Annotated in this window: 12 protein-coding genes and 1 pseudogene; 5 read left to right on the top strand and 8 right to left on the bottom strand. The window is 69.9% G+C overall.

Annotation, left to right across the window (positions count from 1 at the left end; translation table 11 throughout):
* From EIO58_RS06825 to pdhA, 3 genes are all read right to left on the bottom strand, one after another.
* Nucleotides 1-397, bottom strand: a 397-nt coding sequence (locus EIO58_RS06825) for a biotin/lipoyl-containing protein (protein ID WP_342447969.1), incomplete at its 3' end; no start/stop codon positions are given.
* Nucleotides 394-1,407, bottom strand: a complete 1,014-nt coding sequence (locus EIO58_RS06820) for an alpha-ketoacid dehydrogenase subunit beta (RefSeq protein ID WP_127818890.1) — start codon at nt 1,405-1,407, stop codon at nt 394-396. The genes EIO58_RS06820 and EIO58_RS06825, both read right to left, overlap by 4 nt.
* On the bottom strand, nt 1,404-2,543 hold the full coding sequence (gene pdhA / locus EIO58_RS06815; RefSeq protein WP_127818889.1) for a pyruvate dehydrogenase (acetyl-transferring) E1 component subunit alpha: 1,140 nt from the start codon (nt 2,541-2,543) through the stop codon (nt 1,404-1,406). Before pdhA ends, EIO58_RS06820 begins: the two co-directional genes overlap by 4 nt.
* 171 nt (nt 2,544-2,714) lie before the next feature.
* Between pdhA and EIO58_RS06810 the strand changes: the two genes are divergently transcribed.
* Nucleotides 2,715-3,185 (top strand): Lrp/AsnC family transcriptional regulator, encoded by a 471-nt coding sequence (locus EIO58_RS06810; RefSeq protein ID WP_127818888.1) that lies wholly within the window; start codon nt 2,715-2,717, stop codon nt 3,183-3,185.
* A gap of 19 nt (nt 3,186-3,204) precedes the next feature.
* Here the strand turns inward: EIO58_RS06810 and EIO58_RS06805 are convergent, their stop codons facing one another.
* Nucleotides 3,205-4,200 carry an EamA family transporter gene (locus EIO58_RS06805; protein WP_127818887.1) on the bottom strand — a complete coding sequence of 332 codons (996 nt, stop codon included), beginning with the start codon at nt 4,198-4,200 and terminating at the stop codon, nt 3,205-3,207.
* A 74-nt stretch (nt 4,201-4,274) separates the two neighbouring features.
* On the opposite strand from EIO58_RS06805, the gene EIO58_RS06800 reads away from it, so the two are divergent.
* Entirely contained in the window at nt 4,275-4,829 is a 555-nt protein-coding gene (locus tag EIO58_RS06800) for a CGNR zinc finger domain-containing protein (RefSeq protein ID WP_127818886.1), read from the top strand.
* Here EIO58_RS06800 and EIO58_RS06795 read toward each other — a convergent pair.
* Complete coding sequence (locus EIO58_RS06795) at nt 4,789-5,688, bottom strand: alpha/beta fold hydrolase (protein ID WP_127818885.1); 900 nt, start codon at nt 5,686-5,688, stop codon at nt 4,789-4,791. The genes EIO58_RS06800 and EIO58_RS06795 overlap by 41 nt on opposite strands.
* Before the next feature lie 83 nt (nt 5,689-5,771).
* Here EIO58_RS06795 and EIO58_RS06790 point away from each other — a divergent pair, with 83 nt between their 5' ends.
* Nucleotides 5,772-6,521 carry an exonuclease domain-containing protein gene (locus EIO58_RS06790; protein WP_446723905.1) on the top strand — a complete coding sequence of 250 codons (750 nt, stop codon included), beginning with the start codon at nt 5,772-5,774 and terminating at the stop codon, nt 6,519-6,521.
* 93 nt (nt 6,522-6,614) lie between these two features.
* Here EIO58_RS06790 and EIO58_RS06785 read toward each other — a convergent pair whose 3' ends face one another.
* The 3 genes from EIO58_RS06785 to glgA all read right to left on the bottom strand — a co-directional run bounded on the left by EIO58_RS06785 (nt 6,615) and on the right by glgA (nt 8,979).
* Nucleotides 6,615-6,866: a type B 50S ribosomal protein L31 gene (locus EIO58_RS06785; protein ID WP_127818883.1), complete on the bottom strand. Its 252-nt coding sequence runs from the start codon at nt 6,864-6,866 to the stop codon at nt 6,615-6,617.
* Between the two features lie 124 nt (nt 6,867-6,990).
* Nucleotides 6,991-7,776 carry an ABC transporter ATP-binding protein gene (locus EIO58_RS06780; RefSeq protein WP_127818882.1) on the bottom strand — a complete coding sequence of 262 codons (786 nt, stop codon included), beginning with the start codon at nt 7,774-7,776 and terminating at the stop codon, nt 6,991-6,993.
* A gap of 9 nt (nt 7,777-7,785) precedes the next feature.
* The gene (gene glgA / locus EIO58_RS06775) at nt 7,786-8,979 is read right to left on the bottom strand and encodes a glycogen synthase (protein ID WP_127818881.1); all 1,194 of its coding nucleotides are present in this window, start codon (nt 8,977-8,979) and stop codon (nt 7,786-7,788) included.
* Between the two features lie 46 nt (nt 8,980-9,025).
* Here glgA and EIO58_RS06770 point away from each other — a divergent pair, with 46 nt between their 5' ends.
* A complete protein-coding gene (locus tag EIO58_RS06770; protein WP_127818880.1) occupies nt 9,026-10,270 on the top strand; it encodes a glucose-1-phosphate adenylyltransferase in 1,245 nt (414 codons plus the stop codon).
* A gap of 44 nt (nt 10,271-10,314) precedes the next feature.
* Nucleotides 10,315-10,545: pseudogene (locus EIO58_RS06765) on the top strand (phosphoserine phosphatase SerB); the annotation flags it as partial.

Raw genomic sequence — 10,545 nt, 5'->3', positions numbered from 1 at the left:
GGCGCTGCGGGCGTCCTGCGCCGCGGGGCGCGGCGCCGTACCCGACGAGGTTCGGCTCAGCGACCGACGCTGCGGGCTGCGCGGGTGCCTCGGACGTCGCGGCTGTTGGTGCCGCGCCCTCGTTCGGAGCGGGTGCCGGCGCCTCCGTGTCGCTCACCCCTGTGTCGAACGAGATGAGCACCGAGCCCACTGCGACGACGTCGCCGGGCGCGGCGTGCAGCGCCGTGACGGTGCCGGCATGGGGCGATGGCAGCTCGACGACGGCCTTGGCGGTCTCGACCTCGGCGATGGTCTGGTTCAGCGCCACGGCGTCGCCCTCGGCGACCAGCCACTGCACGAGCTCGGCCTCGGGGAGCCCCTCGCCGAGGTCCGGGAGGCGGAAGTCCTGGACGGTCACTGCTCCAACACCCCCGTCAGGCTGTTGGGCCGGTCGAGCACGCGATCCACCGCGTCGAGGATGCGGTCCAGATCCGGTAGGTGGTGCTTCTCGAGCTTCGCCGGCGGGTACGGGATGTCGTGGCCCGTGACGCGCTGCGGTGCCGCCTCCAGATAGTGGAAGCAGCGCTCGGTGACGCTCGCGATCAGTTCGGCGCCCACGCCGGCCTCTCGTGCAGCCTCGTGCGTCACGACGACGCGGCCGGTCTTGCGCACCGAAGCGGTCACGGTGCGGTAGTCGACGGGTGAGATCGAGCGCAGATCGATCACCTCGATCGAGACGCCGTCATCCTCCGCGGCGGTCGCCGCGTCCAGCGCGATCCCGACCTGCGAGCCGTACGTGAGGAGCGTGACGTCCGTCCCCTCGCGTGCGACGCGCGCGAGACCCATGGGCGGGGCATCCGCCAGATCGACGCCGAGGTCGACCTCGCCCTTGGTGTGGTACAGCCGCTTCGGCTCGAAGTACACCACCGGGTCGTTCGAGGCGATCGCCTGCCTCAGCATCACGTAGGCGTCCTGCGGGTTCGACACGGCGACGACGCGGAGCCCCGACGTGTGCACGAAGTACGCCTCGGGCGACTCGGAGTGGTGCTCGGCGGCGCCGACACCCCCCGCCCACGGGATGCGGATCGTGATCGGCATCGTGACGCTGCCGCGCGTGCGGTGGTGCATCTTCGCGACCTGGCACACGATCTGGTCGAACGCCGGGTAGACGAACCCGTCGAACTGGATCTCGACCACGGGACGGTACCCACGGAAGGCGAGCCCGACGGCGGTGCCCATGATGCCCGCCTCGGCGAGCGGCGTGTCGATCACGCGCTCCGCGCCGAACTCGGCCTGGAGCCCGTCGGTGATGCGGAAGACACCGCCCAGCTTGCCGATGTCCTCGCCCATCACGAGCACCTTGGGGTCGTCGGCCATCGCACGGCGGAGCCCCTCGTTGATGGACTTCGCCATCGTCAGCTGCGTCATCGTGCCTCCCCCTCGCCGCCGGCCTCCGTTGAGGCGAAGCCGTCGAGGTATGCACCGAACCACGCGCGCTGCTCGTCGATCGCGGAGTGCGGCTCGGCGTACACGTGGTCGAGCACCGTGAGGGGCTCGCGCGTCGTGGCGTTCATCGCCGCCTCGCGCACGGCGCGCGCCAGTGCGTCGGCATCCGCCTCGACGCTCGCGGCGAAGTCGTCGTCGAACTCGCCTTGCGCCCGCAGCAGCGCCTCCAGTCGCGCGATCGGGTCGCGGCGACGCCACGTCTCGACCTCGTCTTTGTCGCGGTAGCGCGTCGGGTCGTCCGAGGTGGTGTGCGGGCCCATGCGGTACGTCACGGCCTCGATGAAGGCAGGACCGTTGCCGCGGCGCGCGTGGTCGAGCGCCCACCGCATCGCGGCGAGGCACGCCAGCACATCGTTGCCGTCGACCCGCATGCTGGGGATGCCGAATCCCGGGGCGCGTCCGGCAATCGGATACTTGGCCTGAACCGTCACCGGCTCCGAGATCGCCCAGTGGTTGTTGGTGCACACGAAGACGATGGGCGCGCGGTACGACGAGGCGAACACCATCGCCTCGTTCACGTCGCCCTGGCTCGAGGCCCCGTCGCCGAAGTACGCCACCGACACCTGGTCGGTGCCGTCGCGCTGGACGCCCATCGCGTAGCCCACGGCGTGGAGCGACTGGGCGCCGATGATGATCTGCTGCGGCGCGGTGTTGATGTCGTACGGGTTGTAGGTCGAGTGCTCCTCGCCGCGCCATGCCAGCACGAAGTCGGCCGGCTGCGCTCCGCGCACGTGCACCACACCGGTCTCGCGGTAGCTGGGGAAGGCGAAGTCATCCGCGCGCAGCGCGCGGGCGGTGCCGACCTGGGTCGCCTCCTGCCCGTGACAGGGCGGCCACAGGGCGAGCTGCCCCTGCCGCTGCAGCGCCACGCCCTCCGTGTCGATGCGACGCACCAGCACCATGTCGCGGTACAGACCGCGGAGCACGGACGCGTCGACGTCCTCCACCCAGCGGTCGAGGTCGGGGTCGGCGATGCGCTCGCCGTCGGGGGTCAGCAGTCGCGCGACATCCTCGATGTCGGTGGCGAGATCCGCTGTGGGTGTCAGGGTGTGCGTCATCGTCGTCACTCCTCGTGCGAAGGTCCTTCGTGGGGTTCCGCGTCGTGGCCACCGGCTTCGTCGCCGGCTCATTCGAGGCTACGTCGGCATCGCACCTCGCTCAAGCATTCGACGTCCTCTTGAGCATGTTGACAACTTGCGGCCCACCAGACCGTGCTAACGTTTCGCACTATGAGTGCCCTGGACCACGTCGACCTCGAGCTGCTCGCAGCGCTTTCCGCCGACCCCCGCGCGACCGTCGTCGCCCTGGCCGAGCGCCTCGGGTTGTCACGCAACACCGTCCAGGCCCGCATGGCGCGGCTGGACCGCTCAGGCGTCTTCCTCTCGTACGAGCGCGCCATCTCGTCGACCGCGCTGGGGTTCCCGATCGAGGCCTTCATCAGCGTGATCGTGCGCCAGGCCGACCTCCCTCGCATCTCGGTCGAGCTCGCCCGCGTACCCGAGGTCGTGCAGGCGCACGGACTGTCGGGTCAGATCGACCTGCTCGTGCGCGTGGCGTGCCGCGACACGCAGCACCTGTTCGACACCGACGCGCGGATCCTCGGGATCGAGGGCGTAGAGCGCACCGAGACGTCGCTGGTGATGGGTGAGGTCATCGAGCACCGGGTGACGCCGCTCATGGAGCTGGCACGACGGGAGTGACGGCTCCGCCGGCCTGCGATCACGACGGCACGCTCGGCGCGGCGTTCGGAACCGCCGTCGCCGAAGCGTCCGCGCGCACCAGCACCACCCCCGCGAGGAGCAGCGCGCCGCCGACGAACTGCACCGGTGCGGGCACCTCGCCGAGGAAGAGCCACGCGAAGCCGAGCGCGAAGAGCACCTCCGACAGTCCCACGAACGAAGCCACGCGTGAGCCGATCCGCGGCACCGCCATCACACCGAGCCCGTAGCCGAGCGTGGTCGCAACCACCGCGACCCACAGCATCGGCACGAACCAGGGCACCAGCGCTCCGGCGAGCTCGATCGAGACGGCGGGCGCCTGGAAAGGCATGATCCCGGTGAGGCACAGCACGCCGATCACCGCAGCGCCGGTCAGCAGCCCGCTCGCGGCGAGGGCGAGCGGCGGAAGGTCGTCTCCGGCACGCTCCGAGATGACGAAGTACGCGCACACGCACACCGCTGCCGCCAGCGCGAGCAGCGTGCCGACGAGGTCGAACGTTGCACCCGAGACGTCGACCACGAGCACGAGACCGGTGATCGCGACGACCGAACCCGAGAGCACGAGGGCCGAGGGCGCCTTGCGCGAGCGGGCCCACGCCCACGCGACGAGCATGACGGGCGCGAGGTACTGGATCAGCAGCGCCACGGCCACCGGCATCCGCTGCATCGCAGAGAAGAAGAAGAGCTGGCAGCCGAGCACGGGCATGAGCCCGAATCCGAGGATCAGACGCCAGTGGCGCCGTAGGAAGCCGCGCTGACGCCTCATCGCGATGAAGAGGGCAGGCGAGAGCATGAGACCGGCGACGCCCATGCGCACCAGCAGCGCGGCGCCGAGCGACCAGCCCGCCTCGAGGAGCGGCTTGACGAACGGTCCGCTCGACGAGAATGCGAACGCCGACACGATGCCGAGGATGAGGCCCGTGGCGCGCAGTCGTGCGGTGCCGACGCCGATCCCACCGGGGGCGATCACGGAGATGGACGCGGTGGAAGCGGTCATGGGCGGTATCCGGCTGTCAGGGGTGAAACATGCTTACACTGGTGACGCTAGCGAGGTAAATGTCAGGAGTCAACATGGCCTTCATCCATGACACGGAGCAGAGCCTCCGGGCCGCGGCGTATCTGGTCAACACGCTGCCCGGGTACGACGGCGAAGACACGCTGCAGACCCCTGGGGACTTCGACGCGTACCTGCGAGTGAACCCCTACACCGGCGTGATCCGACGCGACGAAGCCGAACTCGCCGCGATCCGCGCCATCCGCCCGCGCCTGCGGCGACTGTGGGAGGTCGACCGCGAGGGGGCGGTGCCCCTCGTGAACGAGATGCTCCGCGACGGTCGCGCACTCCCCCGCCTGGTGATCCACGACGGGTACAACTGGCACATCCACGCCACGAGCGACGACGCGCCGCTGGCCACCCGCATCATCGTCGAAGCCGCGATGGCGTTCGTCGACGTCATCCGCGCCGACGAGTACGACCGTGTCGGCGTATGCGCCGCCGACGACTGCCTCGGCGTCTACGTGGACTTCTCCAAGAACGGGTCGAAGCGCTACTGCGACAGCGGCAACTGCGGCAACCGCATGAACGTCAACGCGTATCGGCGTCGGAAGGCGCGAGAAACCGCGTGATCGCGGCGGCGGCAGGAGCCGGCGTCTCATAGTGGATGAGGTGTCCGACGTCGGGGATCTCGACCAGCTCCGCGTCGGAGAACATCGTCGCCAGCTGCCGCTCGGCCTCGATCGGCGTGATGTCGTCACGCTGGGCGGCCACCAGCAGCGTCGGCTGCGGCATGTGCGGCGCGAACTCGCGCACGTCATGCGACACCGACGCGAGGAACGCGTCGTGCAGCACGTCGCGGTCGGCGAAGCGTGAGAAGTAGGTGTCGTGCTGGTCGTGGACGAATCGACGGATGCAGGGGTCCCTGGTCTTGGCCATCGACACGCTCATCGCGCGGACGATGAGCCCGTTGCGCAACAGCGCGTCGCCCACGGGGCGCGGAAGCCGCGCCCCCGCCCAGTAGTAGAAGACCGCGAGCCGCGTGAGCACGCCCCGGGGTCCTTCGAGTGCGGGCGCGCCGATCGGGTTCACCAGGATCACGCGCGGCGTCTCGAGCCCGCCGGCGACGGCAGCGGCGACCACGATCGAGCCGAACGAATGGCCGAGGATGACGGCGCCCGGCGCGACAGCGGCCGCGAACGCGGTGAGCCACTGCGCATACAGGTCGAGGTCGTGCGTGCGACCCGGGATCGGTGCGGTCTCACCGAACCCTGGGAGGTCGGGCGAGACGACGCGGACCTGGGGAAGGTGCGCGACGACCGGCTCGAGCCCGTGGTGCTCGCCGCGGAAGCCGTGGACAGCGACGACCGTCATCTCAGCGTCGTCGGGCCCGTAGACCCAGTACGCCGTCGTGGCGCCGAGCACCGCGACCTGGCGTCGCTCGACGGGGATCTCGTCGAGAAGAGGGGCGTAGGGGTTCACGGCGGCCACCCGTCGAGTCTAAGAGGAGGCCGCCGGAACGGCGGCCGGAGCGGCTTGCCGCGATGTCGCAGGGCACGCATACCGTGAGCGGCATGCACCCCTCGCCCGCGGAGCACGAGCCTCGCTTCGTGACCCTGTCGAAGGGCGACGCTCCCGAGTGGACGCGCGTGGTGGGGGTCTTCGACCTGGAGACGACGGGCGTCGACGTCACCGCCGACCGCATCGTCACGGCGCACGTGGGGCTCCTGGATGCCGCGGGCACGGTCATCCGCGCGCGCGACTGGCTCGCCGATCCGGGGATCCCGATACCCGAGGCCGCCCGTGCGATCCACGGCATCACGACCCAGCGCGCACGAGCCGAAGGCCTCCCCGCGCGGATTGTCGTCGCCGAGGTGGTCGAAGCGGTGCGGGCGCTGCTGGACGCCGGCATCCCGATCGTGGCGTACAACGCGCGGTACGACTTCTCGCTGCTGAAGTACGAGGCGCTCCGCCACGGCATCGCCCCCATCGACGACCCGTTTCCGGTCATCGACCCTCTCGTCGTCGACAGGGCCTACGACCGGTGGCGGCGGGGCAAGCGCACCCTTCAGGTGGTCGCCGAGCACTACGCGGTGCACCTCGACGACGCTCACGACGCCTCGGCCGATGCGATCGCCGCCGGCCGGGTCGCGCAGGCGCTCGCCGAGCGGTTCGCGCCCTGGCTGCCCGAGACGGTGCAGGAGCTGCACACGCGGCAGGTCGCCTGGGCGCGCGCTCAGGCCGCGAGCCTGACCGACTATTTCATCCAGATCGGGCGGCTCGACCCCGACGACCGCCTCGACGGCCGGTGGCCGATCCGCTGAGCCCAAAGCACATCGACCCCCGCCGAGGCGGGGGTCGATGGTCGCGGGGCAGACCGGTGTCCGGTCGTCGAGCGCCGCCGAACGGGTGACGGCTTACTTGGAGCCGAAGTTCTTGAAGCGCTGGTTGAACTTCTCGACACGACCGGCCGAGTCCATGATGCGCTGCTTGCCCGTGTAGAACGGGTGCGAGGCGGACGAGATCTCGACGTCGATGACGGGGTACTCGACACCGTCGAGCTCGATCGTCTTGTCGCTGGTCACCGTCGAACGGGTGAGGAAGGTCTCGCCCGAGCCGAGGTCGCGGAACACGACGGCCTGGTAGTCGGGGTGCATGTCAGTCTTCATGAAGGTCCTTTGAGGATGGTGCGCTGGATTTTGCCAGTGCGGTCAAAGTCTGGGGTGCGAACGCACCAAACAGCGATTCTATCAGCCTTGTGCCTCGCGCGCGGAATCGGCGGGACGCTGGGGCTCAGAGCGTGGCGCGGGCGGCGAAGCGGCCGCCGTCCTCGGAGAGCCGGATCGGCACGCCGAAGGTGTCGGTGAGCGCATCGGCGGTGAGGGTGTCGCGGATGGGTCCGGAGGCCACTACCTGGCCGTCCCGCAGGAGCAGCACGTGCGTGAATCCGATGGGGATCTCTTCGACGTGGTGGGTGACCATGATCATCGCCGGTGTCGTGGGTGCCTGCGCGTAGCCGCCGAGGAGCGCAAGGAGCTCTTCGCGCGCGCCGAGATCGAGGCTCGCGGTCGGCTCGTCGAGCAGCAGCAGTTCGGGGTCGGTCATGACGGCGCGGGCGATCTGGACGCGCTTCTGCTCGCCGTCGCTCAGGGTGCCGAAAGTGCGATCGGCGAGGTGGTCGAGCCGCCACTCGGCGAGGACGCGCAATGCGCGGCGCTCGTCGATGTCTTCGTAGTCCTCGCGCCACCGTCCGAGCACCGAGTATGCGGCCGTCAGCACCACGTTGAGCACCGTCTCCTCCGGCGGCACGCGGCGCGCCATGGCCGAGGACGCGAAGCCGATGCGGGGACGCAGCTCGAAGACGTCGGTGCGGCCGAGCCGCTCCCCCAGGATGGTGACGACACCAGAGGTCGGATGCAGCAGCGTGTCGGCCATCTGCAGCACCGTGGTCTTGCCTGCGCCGTTGGGGCCGAGGATCACCCAGCGCTGGTCGTCGCGGACCGTCCAGTCCAGGTGATCGACGATGTTCCGGGCGTTTCGGCGGACGACGACGTCGGAGTATTCGAGCACCTCGGGCATGCCGCTAGCCTATCGGCCGTCGGCGGCGACCTCCGCGTACAGCGCGGCGGTCTGGTCGGCGATGCGCTGCCAGCTGAAGTCGTCGGTCGCCCGCTGCCGACCGGCGGCGCCGTAGGCGCGAGCGCGCTCGGGATCGCTCACGACCTCCGTGAGCACGCGCGCGAGGTCGGACACGAAGCGCTCCGGATCCATCGGAGTGCCGGTGCCGTCCTGCATCTGGTCGATGGGCACCAGCCGCCCCGTGACGCCGTCGACGACGACCTCGGGGATTCCGCCGGTCGCCGTGCCGACGACTGCGGCGCCGCACGCCATCGCCTCGAGGTTCACGATGCCGAGGGGCTCGTACACCGAGGGGCAGACGAAGGTCGTCGCTGCGGTCAGGATGGCGCACAGCTCGTGGCGCGACAGCATCCGGTCCAGCCACACCACGCCGTCGCGCGACTGCTGGAGGCCCCGTACGAGGCCCTCGACCTCCGCCATGATCTGCGGCGTGTCGGGCGCGCCCGCGCAGAGGATCACCTGGACTTCGGCGGGCAGACGCTCGGCCGCGCGAAGGAAGTACGCAAGCCCCTTCTGGCGCGTGATGCGCCCGACGAACACCACCGACGGCCGCGCGGGATCGATGCCGAGCTCGCGCAGCAGTGCGGCATCCTCCACCGGCTGCCACGCCTGGACGTCGATGCCGTTGTAGATCACGCGCACGCGGGCGGGATCGAGCGCCGGGTAGCTGCGCAGGATGTCGGCGCGCATCCCCTCGCTGACGGCCACGATCGCCGCCGCGCCCTCGTAGGCCGTCCTCTCGATGAAGCCCGACACGGCGTAGCCGCCGCCGAGCTGCTCGGCCTTCCACGGCCGCAGCGGTTCGAGGCTGTGCGCCGTCACGATGTGCGGGATGCCGTGAAGCAGCGCCGCGAGGTGCCCGGCGAAGTTCGCGTACCAGGTGTGGCTGTGGACGACGTCGGCGCCGGCGACGTCCGTCACGATCTCGAGATCGGTGCCCAGGGTCTGCAGCGCGGCATTGGCCGCGGCGAGCTCGGCGGGCACGCCGTAGGAGGTCGTCCCGTCCTCGTCGCGCTGGGCGCCGAACGCTCGGACACGCACGTCGAGGCTCGTCCGGAGGGCCTTCACGAGCTCCGCCACATGCACCCCGGCACCCCCGTAGATCTCAGGCGGGTACTCCTTGGTGACGACGTCGACTCGCATGTCTCGAACGCTAGTACACCGGCTCGAGGGGTCATAGTGTGGGGCCATGCCAGCTGCACCCAAGGTCTTCGGAATCATCCTCGCCGGCGGCGAAGGCAAGCGGCTGATGCCGCTGACCGCGGATCGCGCGAAGCCGGCCGTGCCTTTCGGCGGGCAGTACCGGCTCATCGACTTCGCGATCTCGAACCTCATCAACTCGGGGCTGCGGCAGATCGTCGTGCTCACGCAGTACAAGTCCCACAGTCTCGACCGCCATATCTCGCAGACGTGGCGGATGTCGGCGCTGCTCGATTCGTACGTGGCCTCGGTGCCCGCACAGCAGCGCCTCGGCAAGCGGTGGTTCTCGGGATCTGCCGACGCGATCCTGCAGAGCCTCAACCTCATCATCGACGAGCAGCCCGACATCGTGGTCGTGATCGGCGCCGATCACGTGTACCGCATGGATTTCCGGCAGATGCTCGCCGCGCACATCGAGTCGGGCGCGCGGGCCACGGTCGCCGGCATCCGTCAGCCCATCTCGCTCGCGAACCAGTTCGGCGTGATCGACGTCGACAAGGACGACGCGGTGCTCATCAACGAGTTCCTCGAGAAGCCGCTCGACGCGACGGGGCTCGCCGACGCCCCAGACCAGGTGCTCGCCTCGATGGGCAACTACATCTTCGACGCCGACGCGCTGATCGAAGCCGTGGAGCACGACGGGGAGCTGCCGACGTCGAACCACGACATGGGCGGCGACATCATCCCCTACTTCGTCGGCCGCGGCGAGGCGGGCGTGTACGACATGAACCGCAACGACGTCCCGGGCTCGACCGATCGCGACCGCTACTACTGGCGCGATGTCGGCACGATCGACTCGTTCTTCGACGCGCACCGAGACCTCATCTCGACCCTCCCGGTGTTCAACCTCTACAACACCGATTGGCCGATCCACTCGCAGGCCGTCAACTCGCCGCCTGCGAAGTTCGTGCGCGACTCGGTCGGCCGCATCGGCAACGCGATCGACTCGATCGTCTCGCTCGGGTCGGTGCTCTCGGGCACGCACCTCGAGCGCAGCGTCGTGGGCCCGTGGACGCTCGCCGGCGGCGGATCGACGATCACCGACTCGGTGCTCTTCGACTACGTGCACGTAGGCGCGGGCGCGCGGATCCATCGGGCGATCCTCGACAAGAACGTCGTGCTCGACGAGGGCGCGACCGTCGGCGTCGACCGCGAACGCGACCTCGCCCGCGGCTTCACCGTGACCGACAGCGGCATCACGGTCGTCGGCAAGGGCATCCGCGTCGAACGGTGACCGGCGATTCCTCGGCGCCGATCCACGCCCGCTAGCGTGGAGGGATGCCTCGACCCGCGCGTTTCCTCGTCGTCCTGGACGCCGATTCGACCCTGATCCGCAACGAGGTCATCGAGCTCATCGCCGACGAGGCGGGGCGCGGCGCCGAGGTCGCCGCTGCGACGGAGGCCGCGATGCGCGGCGAGGTGGACTTCGCGACCAGCCTGCGCTCGCGGGTCACCGCTCTCACGGGCGTGCCGGTCGCGGCGTTCGCGCGCGTGCTCGCGCGGATCGAG

It is taken from the genome of Microbacterium sp. CPCC 204701, assembly GCF_004010105.1.
GTDB lineage: Bacteria > Actinomycetota > Actinomycetes > Actinomycetales > Microbacteriaceae > Microbacterium.
This window is presented reverse-complemented; position numbering and strand designations above follow the sequence as displayed.

What these genes read in the sequence shown, in the direction of transcription:
- EIO58_RS06820 (WP_127818890.1), bottom strand. Translation starts at nt 1,407, where the DNA reads ATGACGCAGCTGACGATGGCGAAGTCCATCAACGAGGGGCTCCGCCGT.
- pdhA (WP_127818889.1), bottom strand. Translation starts at nt 2,543, where the DNA reads ATGACGCACACCCTGACACCCACAGCGGATCTCGCCACCGACATCGAG.
- EIO58_RS06810 (WP_127818888.1), top strand. Translation starts at nt 2,715, where the DNA reads ATGAGTGCCCTGGACCACGTCGACCTCGAGCTGCTCGCAGCGCTTTCC.
- EIO58_RS06805 (WP_127818887.1), bottom strand. Translation starts at nt 4,200, where the DNA reads ATGACCGCTTCCACCGCGTCCATCTCCGTGATCGCCCCCGGTGGGATC.
- EIO58_RS06800 (WP_127818886.1), top strand. Translation starts at nt 4,275, where the DNA reads ATGGCCTTCATCCATGACACGGAGCAGAGCCTCCGGGCCGCGGCGTAT.
- EIO58_RS06790 (WP_446723905.1), top strand. Translation starts at nt 5,772, where the DNA reads ATGCACCCCTCGCCCGCGGAGCACGAGCCTCGCTTCGTGACCCTGTCG.
- EIO58_RS06785 (WP_127818883.1), bottom strand. Translation starts at nt 6,866, where the DNA reads ATGAAGACTGACATGCACCCCGACTACCAGGCCGTCGTGTTCCGCGAC.
- EIO58_RS06780 (WP_127818882.1), bottom strand. Translation starts at nt 7,776, where the DNA reads ATGCCCGAGGTGCTCGAATACTCCGACGTCGTCGTCCGCCGAAACGCC.
- glgA (WP_127818881.1), bottom strand. Translation starts at nt 8,979, where the DNA reads ATGCGAGTCGACGTCGTCACCAAGGAGTACCCGCCTGAGATCTACGGG.
- EIO58_RS06770 (WP_127818880.1), top strand. Translation starts at nt 9,026, where the DNA reads ATGCCAGCTGCACCCAAGGTCTTCGGAATCATCCTCGCCGGCGGCGAA.